Annotated in this window: 21 protein-coding genes; 13 read left to right on the forward strand and 8 right to left on the reverse strand. The window is 64.8% G+C overall.

Annotated elements, in window-relative coordinates:
• Positions 1-23 precede the first annotated feature (23 nt).
• Positions 24-290: a hypothetical protein gene (locus HAP54_RS07200; RefSeq protein WP_166299238.1), complete on the forward strand. Its 267-nt coding sequence runs from the start codon at positions 24-26 to the stop codon at positions 288-290.
• 129 nt (positions 291-419) lie between these two features.
• Here the strand turns inward: HAP54_RS07200 and HAP54_RS07205 are convergent, their stop codons facing one another.
• Positions 420-689 (reverse strand): metal-sensing transcriptional repressor, encoded by a 270-nt coding sequence (locus tag HAP54_RS07205; RefSeq protein WP_029083225.1) that lies wholly within the window; start codon positions 687-689, stop codon positions 420-422.
• Positions 690-1027: 338 nt separating this feature from the next.
• Between HAP54_RS07205 and HAP54_RS07210 the strand changes: the two genes are divergently transcribed.
• From HAP54_RS07210 to HAP54_RS07230, 5 genes are all read left to right on the forward strand, one after another.
• Positions 1028-1327: a hypothetical protein gene (locus tag HAP54_RS07210; RefSeq protein ID WP_166299239.1), complete on the forward strand. Its 300-nt coding sequence runs from the start codon at positions 1028-1030 to the stop codon at positions 1325-1327.
• A gap of 176 nt (positions 1328-1503) precedes the next feature.
• Positions 1504-3147: an NRAMP family divalent metal transporter gene (locus HAP54_RS07215; protein ID WP_166299240.1), complete on the forward strand. Its 1644-nt coding sequence runs from the start codon at positions 1504-1506 to the stop codon at positions 3145-3147.
• Between the two features lie 548 nt (positions 3148-3695).
• Positions 3696-5684 (forward strand): carbohydrate porin, encoded by a 1989-nt coding sequence (locus HAP54_RS07220; protein ID WP_166299241.1) that lies wholly within the window; start codon positions 3696-3698, stop codon positions 5682-5684.
• A gap of 228 nt (positions 5685-5912) precedes the next feature.
• The gene (locus HAP54_RS07225) at positions 5913-6977 is read left to right on the forward strand and encodes an IS630 family transposase (RefSeq protein WP_166204319.1); all 1065 of its coding nucleotides are present in this window, start codon (positions 5913-5915) and stop codon (positions 6975-6977) included.
• Between the two features lie 279 nt (positions 6978-7256).
• On the forward strand, positions 7257-8717 hold the full coding sequence (locus tag HAP54_RS07230) for an FAD-dependent monooxygenase (RefSeq protein WP_166299242.1): 1461 nt from the start codon (positions 7257-7259) through the stop codon (positions 8715-8717).
• Positions 8718-8801: 84 nt separating this feature from the next.
• On the opposite strand, the gene HAP54_RS07235 is transcribed toward HAP54_RS07230, so the two are convergent.
• The 3 genes from HAP54_RS07235 to HAP54_RS07245 all read right to left on the reverse strand — a co-directional run bounded on the left by HAP54_RS07235 (position 8802) and on the right by HAP54_RS07245 (position 12679).
• The gene (locus HAP54_RS07235) at positions 8802-10427 is read right to left on the reverse strand and encodes an FMN-binding glutamate synthase family protein (protein ID WP_166299243.1); all 1626 of its coding nucleotides are present in this window, start codon (positions 10425-10427) and stop codon (positions 8802-8804) included.
• Between the two features lie 344 nt (positions 10428-10771).
• The gene (locus HAP54_RS07240; protein ID WP_175619383.1) at positions 10772-11641 is read right to left on the reverse strand and encodes a patatin-like phospholipase family protein; all 870 of its coding nucleotides are present in this window, start codon (positions 11639-11641) and stop codon (positions 10772-10774) included.
• 264 nt (positions 11642-11905) lie between these two features.
• Complete coding sequence (locus HAP54_RS07245) at positions 11906-12679, reverse strand: ferredoxin--NADP reductase (RefSeq protein ID WP_024581583.1); 774 nt, start codon at positions 12677-12679, stop codon at positions 11906-11908.
• Positions 12680-12976: 297 nt separating this feature from the next.
• Here HAP54_RS07245 and HAP54_RS07250 point away from each other — a divergent pair, with 297 nt between their 5' ends.
• Positions 12977-13912 carry an ATP-grasp domain-containing protein gene (locus HAP54_RS07250; RefSeq protein ID WP_166299244.1) on the forward strand — a complete coding sequence of 312 codons (936 nt, stop codon included), beginning with the start codon at positions 12977-12979 and terminating at the stop codon, positions 13910-13912.
• A 62-nt stretch (positions 13913-13974) separates the two neighbouring features.
• On the opposite strand, the gene HAP54_RS07255 is transcribed toward HAP54_RS07250, so the two are convergent.
• The gene (locus HAP54_RS07255; protein WP_166299245.1) at positions 13975-14904 is read right to left on the reverse strand and encodes an amino acid ABC transporter substrate-binding protein; all 930 of its coding nucleotides are present in this window, start codon (positions 14902-14904) and stop codon (positions 13975-13977) included.
• Positions 14905-14916: 12 nt separating this feature from the next.
• The gene (locus tag HAP54_RS07260; protein WP_166299246.1) at positions 14917-16206 is read right to left on the reverse strand and encodes a dicarboxylate/amino acid:cation symporter; all 1290 of its coding nucleotides are present in this window, start codon (positions 16204-16206) and stop codon (positions 14917-14919) included.
• A gap of 217 nt (positions 16207-16423) precedes the next feature.
• Between HAP54_RS07260 and HAP54_RS07265 the strand changes: the two genes are divergently transcribed.
• Positions 16424-17425, forward strand: a complete 1002-nt coding sequence (locus tag HAP54_RS07265; RefSeq protein WP_166299247.1) for an NADP-dependent oxidoreductase — start codon at positions 16424-16426, stop codon at positions 17423-17425.
• A gap of 144 nt (positions 17426-17569) precedes the next feature.
• Here HAP54_RS07265 and HAP54_RS07270 read toward each other — a convergent pair whose 3' ends face one another.
• Complete coding sequence (locus HAP54_RS07270) at positions 17570-20740, reverse strand: efflux RND transporter permease subunit (RefSeq protein WP_166299248.1); 3171 nt, start codon at positions 20738-20740, stop codon at positions 17570-17572.
• 9 nt (positions 20741-20749) lie between these two features.
• Positions 20750-21922, reverse strand: coding sequence for an efflux RND transporter periplasmic adaptor subunit (locus tag HAP54_RS07275; RefSeq protein ID WP_175619385.1), 1173 nt, complete (start codon positions 21920-21922; stop codon positions 20750-20752).
• Between the two features lie 240 nt (positions 21923-22162).
• Here HAP54_RS07275 and HAP54_RS07280 point away from each other — a divergent pair, with 240 nt between their 5' ends.
• The 5 genes from HAP54_RS07280 (at position 22163) to HAP54_RS07300 (ending at position 26410) form a co-directional block, all read left to right on the forward strand.
• On the forward strand, positions 22163-22975 hold the full coding sequence (locus HAP54_RS07280) for a cysteine rich repeat-containing protein (protein WP_166299249.1): 813 nt from the start codon (positions 22163-22165) through the stop codon (positions 22973-22975).
• Between the two features lie 38 nt (positions 22976-23013).
• Complete coding sequence (locus HAP54_RS07285; RefSeq protein WP_029083209.1) at positions 23014-23235, forward strand: cysteine rich repeat-containing protein; 222 nt, start codon at positions 23014-23016, stop codon at positions 23233-23235.
• A gap of 110 nt (positions 23236-23345) precedes the next feature.
• Positions 23346-23558, forward strand: a complete 213-nt coding sequence (locus HAP54_RS07290; protein WP_166299250.1) for a hypothetical protein — start codon at positions 23346-23348, stop codon at positions 23556-23558.
• A gap of 114 nt (positions 23559-23672) precedes the next feature.
• Positions 23673-24803, forward strand: coding sequence for an FAD-dependent monooxygenase (locus HAP54_RS07295; protein WP_166299251.1), 1131 nt, complete (start codon positions 23673-23675; stop codon positions 24801-24803).
• Complete coding sequence (locus tag HAP54_RS07300) at positions 24800-26410, forward strand: benzoate-CoA ligase family protein (protein WP_166299252.1); 1611 nt, start codon at positions 24800-24802, stop codon at positions 26408-26410. The genes HAP54_RS07295 and HAP54_RS07300 overlap by 4 nt, the downstream gene beginning before the upstream one ends.
• The last annotated feature ends 140 nt before the right edge of the window (positions 26411-26550 follow it).

Genomic DNA, 26550 nt, shown 5'->3' on the forward strand with positions numbered 1-26550 from the left:
GCCCACACAGGATGGAGTATTCCATGTCGATCAAGACCAAGTTTGCCGCCATCGCCCTCACCGCGCTCGCCGTGACCGGCACCATCGCGTCCACCACCTCGCAGGCTGAAGCCAGGCCGTATGGCTGGGGTTGGGGCGTTGGCGCAGGCCTCGTCGGCGCCGCCGTTGTCGGCAGCGCGATCGCGGCCAGCGACGGCTACACCTACAACGGCGGCTATCGGCGCTGCGCCTGGGTGCGCCAGTACGACGCCTTCGGCAACTATATCGGCCGCGTGCGCTCCTGCTATTGATCGACGACATTTAAGGCTGCGGATTCGGTGTTCGGCACGGGTCCTCATCCACCCCGTGCCGCAACCGACCCGCCCGGTAATCCCCCCGGGCGGGTCAATCGTTGTGAGCTCGCGACAGGCGGGCCCAGCTCACAGATATTTCGCGATCAACCGGAAGTCGCGCAGCACGGCGCGGCCCTTCGGACCTCCGGCCTTCAGCGTGTCTTCCAGGCTGTGGCCGATGTGATCGTGGATCAGCGCCTTCTTGGCGCTTTCGATCGCGCTCTCCACCGCCTGCAATTGCTGGGCGATCTGCGCACAGGGCCGGCCCTGCTCGATCATCTCGACAATGGTCTCGAGATGGCCGTTGGCGCGCTTCAGGCGGCGGGCGATCGCGGCGTGCGGATGGTCGTCGGACATGCGGTTCTCCTATCCTCCCGGGAGGATAATCACGATCCTCCCGGGAGGATAGCAGAATCGGCTTGACAGGCCATTTTGCCGGGCGTAGTGCCCGATTGCCGGAACAATCGTTCCGCACCGGGTTCGCCCCCGGACGTCAACCCGACCACGAGCCAGCACAGAAGGCACATGGGCAGTAGCAACTCTGGCGACAGTAGCCCCGCAACGCCGGGACCATTGACGCCGCAACACAGCAAGACTGATCGCGCAGATATCGCCTGCGTGGACAGGCGGTCGCGCTTCAGCTGACCGCCCGCTCCTCACCGGCCTGCCGCGACCAGCGGAAGTGGAGGTGAGCGATGTTCGAAAAGCTCGCAAAATTCCGGCAAGCAAGCCCGCGGCGTGTTGTCGAGCCGCGGCGCATGCCGCCGCGGCCGGCCATGCATTGCAATGACAACCTGCCGGGCTTTCGCCGCCCGACGGACCGCCGGCGTCCAACCCCGGTCTGTCATTGGGTCCTGATCGATGGCCAGTTGGAATGCCGGTGGACCATCGACAACACCAGCGGCGATCTCGATCAACAGCGACGCGCGGGCCGACGCCTTGGCCCGCGCGCAACATTACCGCGCCACGTGGTGAAAGCCGCGGCGCGGATTTAGGAGGCCGACATGGACGAAGGACCTAGTTGCCCCGTTGCGCGCCACTCAGGCGCTGCAGCGGGATTCTCGAACTGCATGACATTTGGAAATGCCGCTGCTCACGGCAGCGGAGACGTGCGCGCCTGACGGCTCCGCGTCCCTCCGCCGTGCCCCAGAGGGCGGCGAGGAGACGCGAAATGACCGAAACGACGACCACCCCAACCGCCATTCTCGATACCGCGCATGCCGGCGACATCCACGGCGCGCACGGCAGCATCGCCCGCGACGACACCGCGCCGCGCGCGACCTGGCTGGCCCGGCTGAAGACACTGCTCGCGATCGTCGGGCCCGGCCTGATCGTGATGGTCGGCGACAATGATGCCGGCGCCTTCGGCACCTACACCCAGGCCGGACAGAATTACGGCACCACGCTGCTGTGGACGCTGCTGCTCCTGATCCCGGTGCTCTATGTCAACCAGGAGATGGTGGTGCGGCTCGGCGCGGTCACCGGAGTCGGCCATGCGCAGCTGATCTTCGAGCGCTTCGGCAAGTTCTGGGGCACCTTCAGCGTCATCGACCTCTTGGTGCTGAACGCGCTGACCATCGTCACCGAATTCATCGGCATCACGCTCGCGCTGAGCTTTCTCGGCGTCTCGCAGTTCTGGGGCGTATTGGCCTCAGCTGGAATCGTGATGCTGGCGGTCTCGACCGGAGACTTCCGCCGCTTCGAACGCTTCGGCATCGTGCTGGTGGTCGGCAGCCTGCTGCTGGTGCCCGTCATCCTGATGGTGCATCCGCCGATCGGGCAGATCGCGGCCGATTTCTTCGTACCGAAGATGCCGCACGACGCCAGGCTCAGCGAGGTGATGCTGCTGATCGTCGCCATCGTCGGCACCACGGTGGCGCCATGGCAATTGTTCTTCCAGCAGAGCTACATCGTCGACAAGCGGATCACGCCGCGCTTCATCCGCTATGAGCGGATGGATCTGTGCATCGGCATCGCGCTGGTGGTGGTCGGCGCCGTGGCGATGATCTCGTTCTGTGCGGCGGTGTTCGCCGGACGGCCCGAATTCGGCAATTACACCGACGCGCTGGGAACCGCGGTCGGGCTCGAGAAATATGCCGGCCGGCTGCCGGCGGTGCTGTTCGCCCTCGCGCTGCTCGATGCCTGCATCATCGGCGCGGCGGCGGTCTCGCTCGCAACGGCTTACGCGATCGGCGACGTGTTCGCGGTCAAGCACTCGCTGCATCGCAAGCCGTGGGATGCGAAGGGCTTCTACACCGTCTATTGCGGCCTGATCGTGCTCGCCGCCGTGCTGGTGCTGACGCCGGGTACGCCACTCGGGCTGCTCACCAAGGCGGTGCAAACGCTGGCCGGCGTGCTGTTGCCCAGCGCAACCGTGTTCCTGCTCCTGCTGTGCAATGACCGCCACATCCTTGGGCCCTGGGTCAATTCGACCAAACTGAACCTGTTCACGGGCGCGGTGGTCGCGGCATTGGTGATGCTGTCGGTGATCCTGACCGCCGCGGTGCTGTTCCCCGATCTCAGCGAAGCCTGGATCATCGGCATCCTCGTCGGCGGCAGCCTGCTTGCGCTCGCGGTCACCGCGCTCGTCAAGCTGTACGAGATGTCGTCGCACCGTAATGCCTCCTTCCGCCCCAAACTGAAGCCGCCGCTGTTCGACCGCGACACCTGGCGGATGCCGCCGCTCGACCGGCTGCCAAAGGCGCGCCTCAGCGCGCTGAGCCGGATCTGGATGCTGGTGCTGCGTGGCTACCTGATCGTCGCCGCCGGCCTCGTGCTGCTGCGCATCGTCCAGCTCGCCACGGTGGGAGCGTGACGGCGCCTGGCCGCGGCCGGCGATGGGGCGCGATCGTGTTGCTCAGGCTGGCAAGCGCCATCCTGCGCGGCGCGACCGCGCTCCATCAGCGACGCGTGATTTCAGACGCCGGGATGCGGACAGCGCTGTCCATGGCGCGATGCGTCGAACGGGCTGGCGCACGGGTCGTGCTCGGCGGCACAGCGCAACCGGCGTTCGCCAAAACAAGGCACGAAGACGATGGTGGTGTCGATTGATCGGGTCGGGCCCTCGACCTGTTCGCCGCGGAGGCGCGGCCGATCGCAGCGGACGAGGCATGCCAGCTGGCGCTGTTACGTGACTGTCATGGTGGCGTGCAAATCGAGGAGGTATCTGGGGCACCTCAGTTGCTATTGCGAATGATTTGCAATAAGCAACAGGGGATGCTAGGTGCTGATCTGGCTTTGGATGGACCGACACGGATCGGACCGGGGACGGCGGGCGATGATTTCAAATCTCGGGTGGCAAGCGGCCCCCAAATCTGCAGTGATGCCGGGCGAAACCGCCAACCGTTCGCCGAAAGCCGCGTCATGACCTGCGTCCGCCTCTTCCGGGTTCAGATCGCCGCCGGCGCAGCGCTCGGCGCGGCCACCCTCGGCACGCCGGCGACTGCGGCGGATCTGGTGCTCAAGTCTCCGGCCGCGCGGGCGGTCTACAGCTGGACCGGCTTCTATGTCGGCGCCCATGTCGGCTATGGCGACGGCACGCTCGGCCCCGGCACCAACCCAATTCTGGAACAGGGCGTGTTCTTTCCGCCCACGATCACCGGCGGGATCGGCGGCTTCCAGGTTGGATACAACAAGGAATTCGCCAACCGCTTCGTGCTCGGCGTCGAGGCCGACGCGACGTTCACCGGCCCGACCGACCTGCCGCGGCGCAGGCTCGGCCCGTTCAACGCGTCGATCGACTATGTCGGCACGGTGCGCGGCCGTGCCGGCTACAGCTTCGGCACCTGGATGCCCTATGTCACCGGCGGCTTCGCCTGGGGACACAGCCAGGTCAGGGTCAACGACACCGACGGCGAGGTGATCTCGGAGCCCGGCCAGTACCAGACCGGCTGGACCGCCGGCGCCGGCGCCGAGTTTGCGGTGAGCGGCAATTGGACCGCCAAGGTCGAATACGACTACATCGACCTGTCGCGCCGCACGCTCGGTCTCGCCGACTTCGGCATGCCCGGCGTCAGCATCGATCCGCACATTCACCTGGTGAAATTCGGCCTGAACTACCAGTTCGGCGACTCGCCATGGTCGGCGACGCCGGCGCAGACCTTGCTGCCTGAATCCACCGACTGGAGCGTGCACGCGCAGACGACGCTGCTGCCGCAGGGCTACGCCTCGTTCCGTTCGCCGTATTCCGGCACCAACAGCCTTCCCGGCCCCGGGCAGATGCAGCAGACCTGGACCACCACGGCATTTCTCGGCGTGCGGCTCTGGGAGGGCGGCGAGTTCTACTTCAATCCGGAGACCGCGCAGGGCTTTGGCCTCAACGGCACGCTCGGCCTTGCCGGCTTCTCCAACGGCGAAGCGCAGAAGGCCGGCGCGCCATACCCGAAGATCCGGCCGCAGCGCTACTACTTCAAGCAGACCTTCGGCTTCGGCGGCGAGCAGGAAGACGTCGCCGACGGTCCGAACCAGATCGCGGGCAAGCGCGACATCGACCGCCTCACGGTCGTGGTCGGGCGCTTTGCGGTCGGCGACTTCTTCGACGGCAATTCCTACGCCAAGGACCCGCGCGCCGACTTCATGAACTGGGCGATGTGGGCGTCTGCCGCCTACGACTTCCCGGCCGACCTGCCCGGCTATACCCGCGGCGCCGTGGTCGAGCTCAACCGCAAGGACTGGGCGGTGCGCGCCGGCGTGTTCCAGGTGCCGAATGCGCCGAACAGCGACGTCCTGGTGTTCAACACCGGCGGCGCGGTGGTGGAGTTCGAGGGCCGCTATTCGATCTTCGACCAACCCGGCAAACTGCGCGTCGGCGTGTTCGGCAATCGCGGCAACACCGGCAATTACGCCCAGGCGCTCGCGATCGAGGACGCCAATCCGGGGCTCGACATCAACGACGTGATGGCAAGCATCCGCAAGGACAATTTGAAATACGGCTTCTATCTGAACGGCGAGCAGCAGATCGCAACCGACGTCGGCCTGTTTGGCCGCCTCAGCTGGAACGACGGCCAGAACGAGATCCTGTCGTTCACCGATGTCGACCGCAGCATCTCCGGCGGCCTGTCGATCAAGGGCAGCCGCTGGGGACGGGCCAACGACACGATCGGCATCGGCGGCGCGGTCAACGGGCTGTCAGCCGCGCATCACGACTATCTCGCCGCCGGCGGCCTTGGCCTCCTGATCGGCGACGGCGCGCTGAACTACAGCCCGGAGCGGATCTTCGAGACCTACTACGCCTATCAGGTGAACAAGAACCTGACCTTGACCGCGGACTATCAGTTCATCACCAACCCCGCCTACAACGCCGACCGCGGCCCGGTGCACATCTTCTCCGGCCGCATCCACGGGGAGTTTTGAGACGCGCAATCTCCCCACGTCGTCCCGGCGAAAGCCGGACCCATAACCACCGCTGTATGTGGTTATGGCAGGTCGGGGCCACAGCGAGGCAAATACAACACCCTGTGGTTATGGGTCCCGGCCTGCGCCGGGACGACAGTGAATTTGCCGCGCCGTTCTTCGCAATGATGTCTCGGAGCTAGCTAGTACCTACTGTTCTTAAAGCGTGAGTCGTGATTCAAGGTCGGGATGATACCCGAAGCAAGAGAAGTCCACCTTTCGAGGAAAGATCGCAAGGTGCTTGAGGCGTGTTGCCGCTCCCCGGTGACGTTGCAGCGCGATTTGAAGCGGGCGCGGATAGTTCTGTTGGCGGCGGATGGACGCAGCACTCGGTCGATCGCCAAGGAAGTTGGGGTCCAGCCGCGGATTGTCAGCCTTTGGCGGCATCGCTATGCCGACCAAGGCCTTGAAGGGCTGCAAGACAAGCCGCGACCGGGCAAGCAGCCAATCTATACGAAGGCCACCGACAAGCGGATTCTGAAGCTGCTGGACAAGCCGCCGCCGGACGGGTTCGCACGCTGGACCGGGCCCCTGCTGGCCGGGGCGCTGGGCGATGTTGACGTCCAATATGTCTGGCGGTTCCTGCGCAGCCACAAGATTGACCTCGCGGCTCGTAAGTCCTGGTGTGAGAGCAACGACCCGAACTTTACGGCCAAAGCCGCCGATGTTGTCGGCCTCTATGTCGCCCCGCCCGCGAAGGCCATTGTGCTGTGCGTGGACGAGAAGCCCTCGATCCAGGCTTTGGAGCGAGCGCAGGGTTATCTGAAGTTGCCCAATGGCCGCGCCTTGACCGGCCAGAGCCACGATTACAAGCGGCATGGCACCACAACATTGTTTGCGGCGCTCGAAGTCGCCACCGGAAAGATCATCGCGGCGCATTCAAAACGCCGACGCCGCGTCGAGTTTCTCGACTTCATGAACAGCGTCACCGCGGCTTTTCCGAACCGGAAGCTTCACGTCATCCTCGACAACCTCAACACCCACAAGAAGAACGAGCATTGGCTCAAGGCCCACCCCAACGTGCAATTTCATTTCACGCCGACAAGTGCGTCTTGGCTCAATCAGGTCGAGGTATGGTTTTCGATCTTGCAGGGGCAGTCGCTCAGCGGCACCTCCTTCACAAGCCTCACGCAGCTTCAGGAGCACATCGATGCCTACGTCAACGCATACAACGACAGAGCCGAGCCCTTCGTCTGGACCAAGAAAAAGGTCCGTCAACGCCGTTTCAAAGGCCGCCGTATCACTCAGCTCTGATTCTGGGTACTAGCGTAGCCCGGATGAAGCCAACGGGGCGCGCGTTCGCGCGCCCGATGACAGGCTCCGCGAAATCTGGGGCTGCTTTATCCGCGCGGCAAAGAATCCCGGATTGCGCTCCGCTCCATCCGGGCTACGGATTCTCTTGCAATGATGGCTGGATTGATCGGGGCGGCAAAAGCCCTCTCCCCACTCAGATATATGTAGACCCCCCGGGCTTGCCGCAAGCCCGGGGTCATCCCGTAGAACGCGCGCCCAATCGAACTGAGGGAGCGCGGGATGAACGAACATCAGGTGGTGATATCAGGCGGAGGTCCGACCGGGCTGATGCTGGCGGGGGAACTGGCACTGGCTGATATCGACGTGGCGATTGTCGAGCGGCGCGCCAGCCAGGACCTCACCGGTTCGCGCGCCGGCGGCCTGCATGCACGAACGCTCGAGGTGTTCGACCAGCGCGGCATCGCGGATCGGTTCGTCTCCGAAGGAAAGCGCCATCCAGTCGTGCACGTCCACCCGATGCCGCTCGACCTCAGCGACTTTCCGACCCGGCACAATTACACGCTCGCGCTCTGGCAGAACCATATCGAGCGCATCCTGGCCGGATGGGTCGGCGAGCTCCGTGTGCCGATCTATCGCCAGCGTGAGGTGACCGGCTTTGCGCAGCACGACGCCGGCGTCGACATCGCGCTGTCTGACGGGCATTCGCTGCGAGCGCAGTATCTCGTCGGCTGCGATGGAGGACGCAGCCTGATCCGCAAGACAGCGAGCATCGAGTTCCCCGGCTGGAATCCGACCACGAGCTGGCTGATCGCGGAAGCGCAGATGTCCGAGGAGCCGCCATTTGGCTTCCGCCACGATACCGCCGGCATCCACGGGATCGGCAAGCTCGAGGACGGGCGCGGCATACGCTTGGTGCTGACCGAGCGGCAGTTGCAGACCACGGAGCCTGGCTTGAGCGATGTGCGCGCAGCGCTGATCGCCGTCTACGGAACTGATTTCGGGATCAACAATCCGACCTGGATTTCACGATTTACCGACATGGCACGTCAGGCCGCCGCCTACCGCGACCGGCGCGTCCTGCTCGCCGGTGACGCCGCGCATGTGCATGCGCCGATGGGTGGACAGGGGCTCAATATCGGCGTGCAGGATGCGGTGAACCTGGGGTGGAAACTGGCACAAGTGATCATGGGCATTTCACCTGACGGTCTGCTCGACAGCTATCACGCTGAACGCCATCCGATCGGCGTCCGCGTGCTGCGCAACACGTTGGCGCAGGTCGCGCTTCGCCGCACCGACGACCGCAGCAAGGCGCTGGACGAGTTCGTGTCCGAACTGCTCAGAATGGACGAACCGCGCAAGCGCCACGCCGGCATGATGTCCGGGCTGGACATTCGTTACGGCCTTGCCGACGGCCATCCGCTGCTTGGACGCCGCATGCCGGATCTCGATCTGGTCCTGCCTGACGGTGGGGTTCGGGTCTTCGCCCTACTGCACGAAGCCCGGCCGCTGCTGATCAATTTTGGTGGCCTCGGTACCATCGATAGCACTGGATGGCCCGACCGGATTCAGCGGATCGACGCGACATACAACGGCGCGTGGGAGCTTCCGGTGCTCGGAACCGTTCCGACGCCGGCCGCGGTTCTGGTGCGGCCCGACGGATATGTGGCGTGGGTTGGCGAGCGAACGCAGGTAGGACTGACCGAGGCGCTGACCAAATGGTTCGGCGTGACTGTTGCGTGAACAGATGGAGTCTAAGCGGTAGCAGCATCGGGACTGCGTCCCCTCTCCCGCTTGCGGGAGAGGTGAACCGAAACCGCTACCGCCCTACCCCGCCGGCTGGAACGAATCCGCGCGCGCCATCGCCCAGGCGTCGCGGTAGCGGCGGTCCTGGGTGCCTTCGAGCAGCTCGCCGGGGCGCAGCGCCGGATAGAGCTGTGCGAAGGTGCGGACGTCGGTGGTCGAAGACCGCTGCGAGAAGTGGATCGGCCGCAAATCCTTGGTGTGCTCGAGGCCGGCGGCCGCGAGCAGCTCGGTCAGCGCGTGCAGCGTGTTGTGGTGGTAATTGTACACGCGCTCGATCTTGTCGGGCACGTAGAGCGCGCGGTTGCGGATCGGATCCTGCGTCGTCACGCCGGTCGGGCAGCGGTCGGTGTGGCAGCTCAAGGACTGGATGCAGCCGAGCGAGAACATGAAGCCGCGCGCCGAATTGCACCAGTCGGCCCCGATCGCCATCGCGCGCGCCATGTCGAAGGCGGTCGCGATCTTGCCGGAGGCGCCGATCCTGATGCGGTCGCGCGCGCCGATGCCGACTAGCGCGTTATGGACGAAATTGACGCCCTCGCGCATCGGCATGCCCAAATGATCCATGAATTCGAGCGGCGCGGCGCCGGTGCCGCCCTCATTGCCGTCGACCACGATGAAGTCGGGATAGAGCCCGCTCTCCTTCATCGCCTTGCAGATCGCCAGGAATTCCCAGGGATGGCCGATGCACATCTTGAAGCCGGCCGGCTTGCCGCCCGACAGTTTGCGCATCTGGGCGACGAATTCCATCATCTGCAGCGGCGTCGAGAACGCCTTGTGATAGGCCGGCGAGATGCAATCCTCGCCCATCGGCACGCCCCTGATCTTGGAGATCTCCTCCGACACCTTCGCGGCCGGCAGCACGCCGCCGTGGCCGGGCTTGGCGCCCTGGCTGATCTTGAGCTCGACCATCTTGATCTGGTCGTCGCCCGAGACGCTTGCGAACAGCTCCGGATTGAAGGTGCCGTCGCGGTTGCGGCAGCCGAAATAGCCGGAGCCGACCTCCCAGATGATGTCGCCGCCCATCTCGCGGTGATAGGGGCTGACGCCGCCCTCGCCGGTGTCATGGGCGAAGCCGCCCTTCTTGGCGCCGGCATTGAGCGCCCGCACCGCGTTCGGGCTGAGCGCGCCAAAACTCATCGCCGAGATGTTGAAGACCGAGGCCGAATACGGCCTGCTGCAGTCGGGACCGCCGATGGTGATGCGGAATTTCTGGTCGGCATGCGGCTTCGGCGCCACCGAATGGTGCATCCACTCATAGCCCTCGCGGTAGACGTCCTCCTGGGTGCCGAACGGCCGCTTGTCGAGCACCATCTTGGCGCGCTGATAGACCACCGCGCGGGTGTCGCGCGAGAACGGCATGCCGTCCTTCTCGCTCTCGAAGAAATACTGCCGCATCTCCGGGCGGATTTCCTCGAGCAGGAAGCGGACATGCGCCGAGATCGGATAGTTGCGCAGCACCGCATGGCCCTTCTGGGTGAGGTCGCGGATGCCGAGCAATGTCAGCGCGCCGAAGATGATCAGCGGGATCAGAACGATCTTGAACACCTTGGGATCGAAAATCCCGACCAGCAGCAGGAGCGCGGTGACGACGGCGCAGATCGTCAGCACGATGAAGCGTGGCGAGAACGGAAGCAGTATCGTGTCCATGGAAACCCTCAACCGGTCTGCCTGAAATCCCCTGTCGGCCGCGAGCCTAATCCAACTCGCGGAACAAGTGCACCACGGTTATACGGCCGAGCAGTCACAGATGTGACAACCGCCCGGATGGGCGGGTGCTGTGACCGCGATCGGGTAGATTGGCTTGCTTTTTTGCACTGCAACGAGTGGGAGCCGCGCGAAGGCTGCGCTCCCTCTCCCGCTTGCGGGGGAGGGTTGGGGTGGGGGTGTCTCCACACGCGAGGCTCTTTCCGTGGAGAAAGCCCCCACCCGCATTGCATCTACGATGCAATGCGACCTCCCCCGCAAGCGGGAGAGGTGAAAGCGCCGTTCGCTTAATGGTCGTGCGGCTGTAACTCGTGCGGAATGTGGCCCGCCTTCAGGCCATCGCTCTCCAGCCACGCGTTGGTGGTGTCGAGGGCGCGTGCGATATGATCCGAGGTCCGGGTGAAATCGTAGGGCGAGCCGACCAGCGGGCAGAGCGGCGGCACGACGAAATACTCGACATCGGGGCCGATGTTCTCGAGCTCGTTGACGAGCTGCCGCGCGATCAGCAGCGTCAGCGCATGCAGCGCGTTGGCGAGCGCGCCGACCGGCGGCGCCTGGTTGGCGCAGGCGTGCCCGGTCGGCAGCACGATCAGGCGCTTCGCCCCATGCTTCACGGCGACGCGAACCGGCGTGTTGCTGGAGATCGCCCCATCGGCCAGGAAACGATCGCGGTAGTGCACCGGCGTGAACGCACCGGGGATCGCGGTCGATGCGATGATCGCCTCCGCCGTCGAGCCTTCCGACAGCACCACGCTGTCGCCGCTGATGATGTCGGTGGTGACGATGTGGATCGGGATCCGGGCGTCCTGAAGATTGCGGAACGGGATGTGGTCGTCGATCAGCTTGCGGACGCCGTCATGCGGGATCAGGAAGTCGCGCCGCCACAGGAAACCCACCAGCGTCCGCCAGGTCACCGGAAACACGTCATTCCGGTTCAGGCCGCGCCAGATCTCGGCGAGCCGCGCGACGCCCGCGACCGTCGGGTCGCCGGCATAGAACGCGCCGTTCAGCGCGCCGACGCTGGAGCCGACCACCATGTCGGCGGCCACGCCGTGGGCAGCCAGCGCCTGCAGCATGCCGACCTGGACCGCGCCAAAGCTGCCGCCGCCGGCAAACACAAAGGCGGTCTTCGGGGCATCCGGATCGGTGATGGACAAGGTGCAGCTCCCTTGCTCGCCGCGTTCGGGAAACGGCTGCGCGGCGTTGGGGGCGTTATAGCAGCGGGGAGATGGTGCACACCACAAGCACTGTCGTCGTCCCGGCGAAGGCCGGGACCCATCACCACACATGCAAAGGCTGGAGCCCGATGGGGCCCCAGCCTTCGTCAAATCGGTAGCGGTGGTTATGGGTCCCGGCTCGCGCGGAGCCTGTCATCGGGCGCGCATTCGCGCGACCCGTTGGCTTGGCCGGGACGACAAGGATCAGCGCTCGACGAACGCCTTCTCGATCACGAAGTGACCGGGGGTGTTGCCGCTGCCTTCCTTGAAGCCGCGGGTCTCGAACAGCTGCTTCAGCTCTTCCAGCATCGCCGGGCTGCCGCACATCATGATGCGGTCGGTCTCGATGTCGAGCGGACCCTGATGCAGATCGGTGAACAGCTGGTTGGAGGTGATCAGGTCGGTGATGCGGCCGCGGTTGCGGAACGGCTCGCGCGTCACGGTCGGGTAGTACGACAGCTTCTCGGACAGCAGCGGCCCGAACAATTCGTCGTCGCGCAGCTTGGCGACCAGCTCCTCGCCATAGGCGAGCTCGGAGACCTGGCGGCAGCCGTGCACCAGCAGGATCTGATCGTAGCGATCATAGACCTCGGGGTCCTTGATCAGGCTGGCGAACGGCGCGAGGCCGGTGCCGGTCGACAGCAGCATCAGCCGCTTGCCGGGAATGAGATTGTCGGTGATCAGCGTGCCGGTCGCCTTGCGGCCGACCAGGATGGTGTCGCCCTCGCGGATCTTCTGCAACTTGGACGTGAGCGGGCCGTCCTGCACCTTGATCGAGAAGAACTCGAGCTCTTCCTCGTGATTGGCGCTCGCCATCGAATAGGCGCGCAGCAGCGGCCGGCCGTCGACCTCGAGGCCGATCATGGCAAACTGCCCGTTCTGGAAGCGGAAACCGGAATCACGGGTCGCCCGGAAGCTGAAAAGCGTATCGGTCCAGTGCTGAACGGAAAGAACTTTCTCTCGATAGAACGCGCTCATGTGTTTTCGTTTTCTCGACTGACCAGATTTAGAATGGTTTGATTTCTAGACTGCTCGCGACGGCGCAGAAGTGGCCGAAATCACTGAAGATCTCGCGTGTCCATTGCGCCTATACGTGAGATAGTCAAGATCAACTGGCGTGCAATTGCGATCTCGGAATGGCAGTCGTTCGATTTCGCGCAGAGGTTCAACCACGACATCGTTAACGCGTGGTGCTGCACGTAATTTACTTGCTGATATCCGCGCCGATCTGGCAAATAATTGCTACGAAAACCGCGGCGAAGGGAAAATGATCTCGTGGTCCTGATCAGCCAGCGAATCTTCCTGGAAACCATCAAAAAATATTGTCTGGCGCGCGGAATCGCGGTCGAGGTGCGCTCCGGCGGCTGGCTGGTCATCATGACCAGGGGCAGCGAACGGCGGCTCGTGATCGGCTACGACATCGGGCTGAACAGCGCGGTCGCGCATCAGGTCGCCAACGACAAATCGGCCTGCGCCGAGGTGCTGGCATCGGCCGGCGTATCAGCCATTCCGCACACGCTGGTTCTCGGCGCGAAGCTCAGCAAGCACATCCCGGGATCGGACTCGCTGGAGGCGATGCAGCGTCTGCTCCACGAGCATCCGCGCGGGCTTGCCGTCAAACCCAACGAGGGGACATCCGGCGAGCTCGTCTTTCGCGTCACGACGCGCGGGCAGTTGGAGACCGCGGTCGCGCGCATCCTGGCCGTGCATCCGAGCCTTGCGATCTCGCCTTATGTCGAGATCGAGGACGAGGTGCGCGTGGTGCTGCTCGATGATCGCGCGCTGATCGTCTACGGCAAGACGCGCCCGTCGGTGGTTGGCGACGGCGTGCATTCGCTGCGCGCGCTGGCGCAGGCGGCGGCGACGGCGGAGCAGCTCAAGACCATCACCGAGGATTTCGACGACGCCGCGCTCGACGAAATTCCGTCAGCCGGCGAGCGGCGGCTGTTGAACTGGCGGCACAACCTCGATGCCGGCGCCGAGCCCGTGCTGCTCACTGACGACGCGACGCGCGAGGCCTGCGTCGCGCTGGCGATCACGGCCGCGCAGGCCGTCGGCATCCGCTTTGCCTCGATCGACGTCGTGCGCGCCGACGGCGCGTGGCAAATCCTCGAGGTGAATTCCGGGGTGAAGATGGAAGCGCTGGGCCGCCGGCATCCGGCGCTGGTCGAGGCGGCGTATTCGGCGACGCTGGATCAGGTGTTCGCGTAACTTCGTCGTCCCGGCCTAGTGCGCAATTGCGCACGGGAGCCGGGACGACACGGGTGTTTACCCTACTGGTTCTCGTCGAGCACCTTGAAGGCCTCTTCGAGTTGCGGCGAGATCGCGACGTTGAGCTTCTCGCCGGTCGGCAGGCGGGCGACGAACCACTTGTTGTAGAGCGGGACGATGTCGCGGTTCGAGGCGAGCTTGCGGAATGCGCGCTCGACCACCTCCTTCATCTGCGGCTCGCCCTTGCGGTACATGATGCCGTAGGGATCGTAGGACAGATAGTCGCCGGTGACCCGGAACTTGTCCTGCGACTTGTGCCGCGCGATCAGGCCGTAGAGCAGGATGTCGTCGGTCGCGAACGCATCCGCCTTGCCGTCCACCAGCATCTGGTAGGACTGCTCGTGGTCGGGCGAGGTGACGATGTTGAGGCCGAGCTGTTGCTTGGCGTCGACATTGTGCATCGCCTGCTCGTTGGTGGTGCCCTTGGTCACCACCACCGTCTTGCCCTTCAGGTCGCCGACCTGGGTGACGCCCGAGGCCTTCGGCACCATCAGCTTGGTGCCGGCCACGAACATCAGCGGCGAGAACGCGACCAGCTTGCCGCGCTCGGCATTCGCCGTGGTCGATCCGCATTCGAGATCGATCTTCTTGTCGACGACCGCCGGAATGCGGTCGTCGGAAGTGACCTTGACATAGTCGACCTTGAGGTTGGCGTCGTCGACCTCGGTCCCGATCTCCTCGACGATCGCATCGCACAGCTCGAGACTGTAGCCGATCGGACGGTTCGAGTGGTCGAGGAACGAGAACGGCGGCGAGCTCTCGCGATAGCCGATCCGCACCGTGTGCGTGGCCTTGATGTTGGCGAGCGTAGGGCTGAGCCCCTCGCCTGCCGGCTGTGCGGACACCGGTGCGGCGAGCAGGCTTGCTGCCAGCAGACATGCTGACAGCAGTAGCCTCTCAGCCCGTATCGGCCTCCAGCGGGCGCGATGCATGCATGCCTCCCGTCAATGGCCGGCCATCACGGCGCCGGGCACCGCGTCCTGCGGCACCGCGTCGTCGGGCCCGAGCTCGTGCTCGGCCTTCAGCTCGCCCTCCCACTTCGCGACCACCGCGGTCGCCAGCGAATTGCCGATCACGTTGGTGGCGCTGCGGCCCATGTCGAGGAAGGTGTCGATGCCCATGATCATCAACAGCCCGGCCTCGGGGATGTTGAACTGCGCCAGCGTCGAGGCGATCACCACCAGCGAGGCGCGCGGCACGCCGGCCACACCCTTCGAGGTGATCATCAAGGTCGCCAGCATCGCGAGCTGCGTGCCGAGCGACATCTCGATGTGGTAGGTCTGCGCGATGAAGATGCTCGCGAAGGTGCAGTACATCATCGTGCCGTCGAGGTTGAAGGAATAACCGAGCGGCAGCACGAAGGCCGAGATGCGCGAGGAGGCGCCGAACCGGTTCAGCCCCTCCAGCGTCTTCGGGTAGGCCGCCTCCGAGGAGGCGGTCGAGAACGCGATCATCAGCGGCTCGCGGATCAGCCGCAGCAGATGGCTGTAGCGTGGCCCGATCGCGATGAACCCGACGATGACCAGGATGCTCCACAGGATCAGCAGCGAGAGATAGAAGCCGCCCATGAAGACGATCAGCTTCCAGAGCACGCCGAGGCCGTTCTTCGAGACGGTGGCCATGATCGCGGCCCACACCGCGAGCGGGGCGAACAGCATCACATAACCCGTGACCTTGAGCATGATGTGCGCGAGGTCGTCGATCAGGCCCATGATCGGCTTGGCCCGCTCAGGCATGGCGCCGAGCGCGACCGCGAAGAACACCGCGAACACCACGATCTGCAGGATCTCGTTCTGCGCCATCGCGTCCGCAATCGAGGTCGGGATCAAATGGGTCAAGAATTTTTCAAAGGAGAAAGCCGACACCGGCAGGCCGGTCGACTGCGCCTTGTCGGGCAGCGTGCCGGGGAAGTTGGCGCCGGGCTGCAGCAAATTGACCATCACGAGGCCGAGCAGCAGCGAGACAAATGATGCGGTGACGAACCAGCCCATGGTCTTGGCGAAGATGCGGCCGAGACGAGCGCCGCTTCCCATATGGGCGATGCCGCCGACGAGGGTTGCGAACACCAGCGGCGCGATGATCATCTTGATCAGGCGCAGGAACAGCATCGCAATCAAATTGACGTCTGCTGCGATCTCGGCACGGCTGTCAGGAAAGTAGTTGAAGACAATCGTCCCCATCGCGATGCCAAGGACCATCGCAATCAGGATGTACTGCGTAAACCTGTTCGACATTCTCTTACCCCCGTAAGTTCCCGACGAACGGCAAGTGTGGCAGATTTACGCAGCTAAGCAACACGCTTCGCGCCGAGCGGGCCTTTGCCGAAATGTTCCCGTTGTGGAATGCCAGCGCGAGGACTAGCGTTCATGCAGCGCACAATCTGTGCAGAGAGCTGCGCGCACCGCAGTCAAACTGCATGCGAAACGACCAACGCGAGGGGAGACACCGCCAATGAACGACACCGTCAATCGCCAGATCCTGCTTGTTGAAAAGCCCACCGGCAAGCTTGGCCCCGAGCATTTCCGTCTGACCAAGGGTGCGATCCCCGAGCCGAAGGACGGCGAGGCGCTGGTGCGAACGCGCTACATCTCGCTCGACGCCGCCAACCGCGCCTGGATGCACGGCGCCACCTACCGCGCCGCGGTCGAAGCCAACACCGTGATGGCCGGCGGCGGCATCGCCGAGGTGGTGGCGTCGAAGGACCCCGGCCTGAAGCCGGGCGACATCGTGTTCGGCGACACCGGCTGGCAGGATTTTGCCGCGGTGCCCGCCAGGCACCTGACCAAGATGCCGAAGCTCGAGCCGATGACGCATCTGCTCAGCGTGTACGGCATCGCCGGCCTGACCGCCTATTTCGGCCTGCTCCATGTCGGCAAGCCCAAGGAAGGCGAGACCGTGGTGGTGTCGGCCGCCGCGGGCTCGGTCGGCTCGATCGTCGGGCAAATTGCAAAGATCAAGGGCTGCCGTGTCGTCGGCATCGCCGGCGGCAAGGACAAGTGCCACTGGCTGACCTCAGAGCTCGGCTTCGATGCCGCGGTCGACTACAAGGACGGCGCCACCTACAAGGCGCTGCGCGCGGCCGCGCCAAAGGGCATCGACGTCTATTTCGACAATGTCGGCGGCGACATCCTGGAGGCCTGTCTGGCGCAGATGAACAATCGCGGCCGCATCGCCTGCTGCGGCGCGATCTCGCAATATGACGGCGTCCCCTCCGCGCACGGCCCGCGCGGTGTGCCCGGCCTGATCGTGGTGAAGCGGCTCGTCATGCAGGGCTTCATCGTGATGAACTACATGGACCAGAGCCAGGCCGCCCTCGCCGACCTGCAGTCCTGGGTCGCCTCGGGCAAGCTCAAGGTGCAGGAGGACGTGATCGACGGGATCGAGAACACCCCGCGGGCGCTGATCGGGCTGTTGGCCGGCGAGAACCGCGGCAAGCGCATGGTGAAGGTGTAGGGCAAAGACGCTATTGATCCCGTCATCCTGAGGAGCGCGTAGCGCGTCTCGAAGGATGCACGGCCCCGCTGGGGCCGTTCGCCCTTCGAGACGGCCGCTTCGCGGCCTCCTCAGGGTGACGGGGATGGATTGGGTTGCGCGGCCCTAGTGCACCGTGCCCGGCGCCTGCGGCGCGGCTTGCGGCGGCGCCACCTTGCCCTTCTTCGCCTTGCGCCAGTTCTCGAACGTCTGCACCACGACAAAGAATGCCGGCACGAACAGCACCGCGAGGCAGGTCGAGGCGATCATGCCGGAGAACACGGTGATGCCGATCGACTTGCGGGCGTTGGCGCCGGCTCCGGTGGCCATCACCAGCGGCAGCACGCCGAGGATGAAGGCGAACGACGTCATCAGGATCGGCCGGAAGCGGGCGCGCGCCGCATCGATCGCCGAGTCCAGGACCGACCGCCCGTCGCGCAGATGGTGCTCGAGCGCGACCTCGACGATCAGGATCGCGTTCTTGGCCGACAGCGCGATCAACAGGATGATGCCGATCTGGGTGTAGAGGTTGTTCTCGATCCGCAGGCTGAGCAGCACCAGCGTCGGGCCGAGCAGCGACAGCGGCACGGCCAGGATCACCGAGATCGGTGCGTACCAGCTCTCATACTGTCCTGCGAGCACGAGGTAGACCAGCAACAGCGCCAGCGCGAACACATAGTAGATCTGGCCGCCGACCTCCTTCTCCTGGTACGACATCGCCGTCCACTCGAAGCCCGAACCCGGCGGCAGCGTCTTTGCCGCGATCTCCTCCATCAGCGTCATCGACTGGCCGGAAGAGTAGCCCTGCGCCGGCAGACCGATGATGGTGGCGGACGGATAGAGGTTGTAGAGGCTGATCAGCGACGGCCCGACCGACGGCGTGATCTTCGCCACCGTGCCGAGCGGGATCATGTCGCCATTGCTGTTGCGCACCATCATGTTCTCGATGTCGCGCAGCGACAGGCGGTACTGTGCCTCGGCCTGGGTATAGACCTGGAAGGTGCGGCCGAACTTGGTGAACTGATTGACGTAGCTGGCGCCAAGATAGGTCGACAGCGCCGCGAAGATCTGGTCGGGGGTGACGTGCAGGATCTGGGTCTTGACCCGATCGACCTCGACGTCGAACTGCGGCACCATTGAGCGGAACGACGACTGGACGCGTTGCAGCGCGCTCTGGGTCTGGGCATTGGCGACGATCGCCCCGGTGACCGCCTGCAGCTTGCCGTAATCGGCATTGCCGTCACGCAGCTCGACCTGCATGGCAAAGCCGGCGGCATTGCCGATGCCCTGGATCGGCGGCGGCGGGATCACCAGGATGCGCGCTTCCGGGATCACCGCGAGCTTGTCGTTGAGCCCGTAGACCAGCGAACGCAGGTCCTCGCCCGGCCCGCGCGCGCTCCAGTCCTTCAGAATCAGGTAGGCGACGCCGGCATTGGCGAGGCTCGAGGAGTTGTCGAGTGCGGAGATGCCGGCGATCGAGACCACCTGGTCGACACCGGGCGTCTTGCGGGCAATCTCTGTGACCCTGTCGAGCACCTGCTGGGTACGGTCGAGCGCTGCGCCGTCGGGCAATTGCACCGCGGCGAGCAGATAGCCCTGGTCCTCGATCGGGATGAAGCCGGTCGGCACCCGCGACAGGCCGTAGCCGGCGAGCCCGATGATAACAAGCGCGACCGCGACCGAGGTCTTGGCGTGCCCGGCAATGCCGCCGACGACGCGTGTATAACCACGCTCCAGCCGGTCATAGACCGCGTTGAAGCCGCGATAGAAGAAGTTGCGCTGCTCGGGCGGCGCGGGAGGACGCAGCCACAGCGCGCACTGCGTCGGCTTCAACGTCGCGGCATTGACCGCGCTGAGCAGCGCGGTGGCGGCGATCACCAGCGCGAACTGCGCGTACATCCGCCCGGTCAGCCCCGGCAGGAACGCCGCCGGCAAAAACACCGAGATCAGCACCAGCGTGATGCCGACGATCGGCGCGAACAATTCGTCCATCGCCTTGATCGCAGCGTCGTGTCCCGACATGCCGCGCTCGATATTGTGCGCCGCGCCCTCGACCACGACGATGGCGTCGTCGACCACGATGCCGATCGCCAGCACGATCGCAAACAGCGTCGAGAGGTTGATGGTGAAGCCGAGCGCGGCCATGCCTGCGAACGCGCCGATGATCGTGACCGGCACGGTGGTCGCCGGCACCAGCATCGCTCGCCAGTCCTGCAGGAAGATCAGGATCACGACCAGCACCAGCAAGCCGGCCTCGATCAGGGTCTTGTAGACCTCCTCGATCGAGGCGTTGACGAATTTGGTGGTGTCGAACGGCGTGTCGTATTGGATGTCCTGCGGGAACTGCTTGGCCAGCTCCGCCATCTTCTTCTCGACCGCCTTCTCGACCTGCAGCGCATTGGCGCCCGGCGACTGGAACACGCCGATGCCGGTCGCCGGCTTCTGGTTCAGCGAAAAGATCTGGCTGTAGGTCTGCGCGCCAAGCTCGACCCAGCCGACGTCGCGGACGCGGGTGACGTCGCCGACAGTGCCTGTCTTGACGATGATGTCCTCGAACTGGCTCTTGTCGTCGAGGCGGCCGTTGACGTTCAGCGTGTACTGGAACGCCTGCCCCGCCGGCGTCGGTGGCGCGCCGACCTGGCCGGCGGTGACCTGCTGGCTCTGCTGCTGGATCGCCTGGATGACGTCCTGCGGCACCAGCCCGCGGACCTGCAGCTTGTTCGGATCGAGCCAGACCCGCATCGAATACTGGCCGGCGCCGAACACCGTGACGTTGCCGACGCCTGATAGCCGAGACAGCTCGTCGCGGATGTTGATGGTGGCGTAGTTCGACAGAAACAGGCTGTCGTAGGTCTTGTTCGGCGAGGTCAGGGTCACGAAGAGAAGAATCGAGGTCGACTTCTTCTGCACCGTGACGCCCTGGTTCTGCACCGCGGACGGCAGCTGCGCCAGCGCCGAGGAGACCCGGTTCTGTACCAGCACCTGCGCGAAATTGAGATCGGTGCCGATCTTGAAGGTCACCGTCAGCGTATAGGTGCCGTCAGCGCCGCTGTAGGACTGCATGTACAGCATATCCTCGACGCCGTTCACCTGCTGCTCGATCGGCAGCGCCACGGTGTCGACCACCGTCTTGGCCGATGCGCCGGGATAGCGCGTCGTCACCTGCACCGTCGGCGGCACCACGTCGGGATATTGTGCGACCGCAAGATTATACAGCGCCACGCCGCCAAGCAGGATCATCAGGATCGCGATGACGTTGGAAAGGACCGGGCGCTCGATGAAGAATTTCGAGATCATGGCGCGCCCCTATTTGGCCGGTGCCGGCGCCGCGTCGCCCTTCTGCACCTGCGGATCGACCTTCTGCCCGGGGATCGCGCGCAGCAGCCCGGCGGTCACGACGCGATCGTCCGCCTTCAGCCCACTCTCGATGACGCGCAGCCCTCCGTCGAGCGGCCCGGTGGTGACCTTGCGCTGCTCGACCACATTGTCGGCGTTGACCACCAGCACGTAGCGGCCGGCCTGATCGCTGCCGATCGCGACGTCAGGCACCAGCAGCGCGTTCTCCTGCTTGGTGAACGGCACGCGAACGCGGACGTAGAAGCCCGGCAGCAGCACGCGATCTGGATTGGGTATCAAGCCACGGACGGGAAGCGTTCCGGTCGACTGATTGACGGTCGGCGAGACGTAATCGAGCTTGCCCTTGTGCGGGTAGCCGGCCTCGGTCTGCAGGCCGACCTCGACCGGCAGCTGTCTGATGTCGTTGACCGTCATGCCGAGGCGGCGCGCTTCGTCGCGCACCCGCTGCACGTCCTGTTCACTGACGTTGAAATTCACATAGATCGGGTCGAGCTGCACGATGGTGGCAAGCTGGGTAGGCGACGCCACGCCGACCAGTTCGCCGACCGAGACCAGATGGTTGCTGACGATGCCGTCGAACGGCGCCGCCACATTGGTGTAGCCGTAATTGACCGCGGCGATCTTGGTATTGACCTGGGCCTGCTGCAGACTGGCCTGCGCGTTGTCCCGCACCGAGGTCGAGCTATCCAGCGTCGACTGCGAGACCGCCTGGCGCTGCACCAGATCCGTCTGCCGCTTAAAGTCGGCCTCGGCCTGCTTCAGCGTCGCCTGTGCGCCGACTTCGGCCGCCTGCGCCTGCTCCAGTTTCAGCTTGTAGGTCTCCGGCTCGATCGTGAACAGGGTGGTGCCGTCCTTGACCTGAGCGCCGTCCTGATAATTGATCGACTGCAGGAAGCCTTGCACGCGCGCGACCAGATCGACGGTCTTGATCGGCGCGGTGTTTCCGGTGGCGTCCAGATAGCGCGTGATGGCGCGCTGCACCGGCGGCGCAACCTCGACCTTGGGTGGCGGAGGCGCAACAAAACTGTTTTGCTCGCAGGCACTTAAACTGACAAAGGCGGATATGACGAAAGCCGAACGCGTCAGTGGCGCGTTTCGCAGCCGCACAAAATTGCTCCGCATGAAATGTGCCGATGCGCGCGCATGCCTCATTTCCGAGCCTCAATTCAAATGACTTAATTCAAGGATAGAGATGTCGAAGCGAGCGAAAAAAACAGCCTGATTCTTTCATAGCAACAATCCGCTTGCAGCGGAACTCGAAACCGAAAATGATGCCGCTCGCGAAGGTTGTTAGAGCAAGACTTTTCAGAACGCAGTTCAGTTGAGCCGGAGGCTTCCGGCGCGACGAGAGGATTTAGTCAGATGATCAATGCGTTGACACGAGCAACGAAGCTATCCGCATGGCTTGCGCTTGCGGCACTGATGAGCACCGCACCGGCGATGTCGCAGGCGCCGAGCCAGGCGCAGCGCGACGCCATCAAGTCACAATGCCGCAATGATTATATCGCGCACTGCTCCAGCGTTCCGCCAGGCGGCGAAGCGTCGCTGCAATGTCTGCAGAAGAACATGGCAAGCCTCGCACCGGGTTGCGCCAGCGCCGTGAAGGCCGTGGAAGCGCCGGCCGCGGCGCCAAAGGCGGATACCGCGCCCGCGGCAGCCAAGACCGATGCAGCCAAGACCGACGCAGCTCCGGCGACGGCGGCCAAGCCCGCCGCTGAGGCGGCCGCACCGAAGGCGGCTGGGACGCCGTCCAATGCACAGATCTCGGCGATCCGCAGCGCGTGCCGCTCCGATTATCCCAAGGTCTGTGCGGGTGTGCCGACCGGCGGCGCGCCTGCGCTGCAATGCCTTGAGAAGAACAAGGCAAAACTCTCGCCGGCCTGCGAGAAGGCGGTGGCCGCCGCCGGCGGTGGCGCCGCGCCGGCCGCCGGCGCTGCTGCGACGACAGCTGCGCCGGCCGCGGCACCGGCGGCAACACCGACTGTGATCGTGCTGCGGCCGATGCGCCCGCGCGAAGAGCTGTTGGTGCTGCGCTCGGCCTGCGGCGCCGACGTCCGCTCGATCTGCGGCGGCGTCCAACCCGGCGGCGGTCGGATCCTGCAATGCCTGGCGACCAATGCCGGCTCGCTCTCGCCGGAATGCCGCGACGTGCTGGCGCCGTTCGCGGCGCGGTAATCCTGTTGTCACGAGACTGACCGCAACGGGAGCCAACGATGCTGCGTATTGTCCTGACTGCCGCACTGCTCTGCGGCACGACCGCCGTCTACGCCCAGGAGCTGACCAACGCCCAACGCGACGCCTGCATGGGCGACTACGAGAAGTTCTGCAAGAGCGTGACGCCCGGCGGCGGGCGCATCATCGCCTGTCTCGCCAAGCAGAGCGACAAGCTGACGCCGGCCTGCAAGAAGGTGCTGGCGGAGGCGGAAAAGAAGTAGCCGCGCAGGCGGTGAGACGACATGTGCCCGGCGATTGCCGGTCACGGAGCCGTAGCACCTTGTTGATCAATCACAGGCCAATCAAGCCTCACCCCGGGAGAGGGAATATTATGCGTTCATTTTTGCTGATCGCTGCGGCCCTTTTGTCCTTTACCGCGACCATGACCTTTGAATCCTCCGACGCCAACGCGGTGGTTTGCGCCCGCGGCGTCTATCGCGCCGGATGCGCCGGCGCGCGCGGCGCCGTCGTTGTCCGCAAGCCCGTCGTCGCCGGCTGCCGCTGGGTATGGGTCGGCGGCGTGAAGGTCCGCCGCTGCTACTGAGCCTTTCAGCGCCAACAGGATAGTCGCCTCGCGCATTTTCCCTCTGGCGTTCCCGCCGGAGGGAGATTAGTGTGGAGCAAATAGTAAGTACACTGTCAATCTGGGAGGCAGACGTTGCGGATCGCCGTGATCGGCGGAGGGCCCGGCGGGCTCTATTTCGCCTATCTCTGGAAGAAGCGTCACCCTGACGCCGAGATCGATCTGTTCGAGCAGAACGCCGCCGGCGCCACCTGGGGCTTCGGCGTGGTGTTCTCCGAGCAGGCGCTGGACTTCCTGCGCGCCGACGACCCCGAGACGGTCGACGCCATCGCGCCGCGGATGGAGAGCTGGAAGAACATCACCCTCAACCTGCGCGGCGAGAGCGTCGAGATCGACGGCGTCGGGTTTTCCTCGATCGGCCGGCTGGAACTGCTGACGATCCTGCAGCAGCGCGTGCGCAGCGTCGGCATCACGCCGCGCTTCGACACCGTGGTGCAGGCGGTCGACGAGCTCAGGGGTTACGACCTGATCGTTGCCGCCGACGGGCTGAACTCGATGGTCCGCCGCGGCTTCGAGACCGCGTTCGGCGCGTCGGTCTCGCATTCGAGCAACAAATTCGCCTGGTACGGCACCACAAAACCTTTCGCGACGCTGTCGCAGACCTTTGTGGCAACCGAGCGCGGCAGCTTCAACGCCCATCATTACCGCTACGCCAGGGACATGAGCACCTTCCTGGTCGAGTGCGACGCGGCGACCTGGGTCGCCTATGACTTTGCCGACAAGAGCATCGAAGAATCGCAGGCGATCTGCGAAGACGTGTTTGCCGAAACGCTGGACGGCCACCGGCTGATCTCGAACAAATCGGTGTGGCGCAATTTTCCGTGGATCTGGAACGAGCGCTGGTCGCACGGCAACATGGTGCTGATCGGCGACGCCCTGCATTCGGCACATTTCTCGATCGGCTCGGGCACGCGGCTTGCGATCGAGGACGCGATCGCGCTGACCAAGGCGCTGGAGACCGAGGCCGACATCGCCGCCGCGCTTGGGCGCTACGAGAGCGAGCGCAAGCCGATCGTGAAGAAGCTCGTCACCGCGGCGCGGACCAGCGCCGACTGGTACGAGCATTTCCCCGCGCATATGAAGCGCGACCTGATGGACTTCGCCTACAGCTACATCACCCGCTCCGGCCGGATCGACGACGCGCGGCTGCGCGCGATGTCGCCCGGCTTCATGGCCCGCTATGAAGCCGCAAAGGGACACTCATGACAGGGATCGCCGACCAGGTTCCGCTGGACAATTCCGGTGCGCGCGAGATCGGCTTTGCGATACCCGAGCACTACAATGCGAGCCGCATCCTGTTCGACAATCTCGGCAATGGCAACGCTGAACGCCTGGCGCTGATCGGTCCCGCCGGGACGCGAACCTATCGCGAGCTCTGCACTGACGCGGCGCGCTGGGGCCGCGCCTTCACGTCGCTCGGACTAGAGCGCGGCGACCGCGTGCTGCTGTTCCTCGACGACACGCCGGCCTACCCGGCCGCATTCTTCGGCGCGGTGCGCGCCGGCTTCGTGCCGCTGCTGATCAACACGCTGACGACATCAGAGCTGCTGCAGTTCTATCTGTCCGACGCCGGCGCGCAGGTCGCCGTGACTGACGCCGAATTCTGCACGCGCTTCAACGCGGAGGCCTGCAAGGACACACCACTGCGCACGCTGATCGTGGTCAACGGTGCCGCCGGCGAGCATGCCGTGCCTGAGATGCGCAACGCCGGCGACTGGCTGCAGGCGTTTCCGGGCGAACTCGACGAGGCCGATACGCAGCGCAACGAGATGGCGTTCTGGATGTATTCGTCGGGCTCGACCGGCCGACCCAAGGGCATCGTGCATCTGCAGCACGACATGGCCTATAGCGAGCTCGCCTTTGCCCGCAACGTGCTGAAGCTCGGGCCTGGCGATATCTGCTTCTCGGTGCCGAAGATCTTCTTCGCCTATGGCTTCGGCAATTCGATCACGTTTCCTTTCTCGGTCGGCGCCGCGACGCTGCTGCTGCCGGGCCAGCCGAAGCCGGCGGCGATCTTCGCGGCGATCGCGCAGTATCGGCCGACCGTGTTCTTCGGCCTGCCGACGCTCTACATCTCGCTGACCAAGGCCGAAGGCGCGGACGCTGCCGATTTCTCCTCGCTGCGGATGGCGGTCTCGGCCGCGGAGGTGCTTTCAGCTGATGTGTTCAACGGCTGGAAGCAGCTCACCGGGCTCGAGATCATCGAGGGCCTCGGCTCGACCGAGGTGCTGCACATCTATCTCTGCAACCGCGCGGAAAAGAAAAAGCTTGGCGCCGCCGGCCTGCGCGTGCCCGGCTACGAGATCATGCTGCGCGACAGCGACGGCCGCGAGGTCGGCGACAATGAGGAAGGCATTTTGTGGGTACGCGGCGATTCCGCGACCCCGCTGTACTGGAACAGGCCCGACAAGACCGCCGAGACCGTGCGCGAGGACGGCTGGATCTACAGCGGCGACCGCTTTGTCCGCGACGGCGACGGCTTCCACTTCTTCCGCGGCCGCGCCGACGATCTGATCAAGATCTCCGGCCAGTGGGTCTATCCGCTCGAGGTCGAGCTCTGCCTCGCCGGTCATCCCGACGTGCGCGAATGCGCCGTCTACGCCACCGAACTGCCGGACCGCCGCATGACGCTGCGCGCCGTGGTGGTGATGAACAAGGGCGGCTTCGACACCGATGAGGCAACGCGGCGGCTGCAGGATTACGTCAAGGCGAAGCTGCTGCCATACAAATATCCGCGCGAGGTGAAGTTCATCGACGAGCTGCCGAAGACCGGCACGGGGAAGATCGACCGGCAGGCGGTGATGCGGATGTGAGGGCCGCGACGCCACCACTTGCTCGCTGTCGTCCCGGCGAAGGCCGGGACCCATAACCACCAATGCTTATTGATGCATTGCACTGTGGCCCCAGCGTGCAACCTCATAGACATTCGTGGTTATGGGTCCCGGATCGCGCT

The sequence above is a fragment of the Bradyrhizobium sp. 2S1 genome (assembly GCF_011516625.5).
GTDB classification, from domain to species: Bacteria; Pseudomonadota; Alphaproteobacteria; order Rhizobiales; family Xanthobacteraceae; genus Bradyrhizobium; species Bradyrhizobium septentrionale.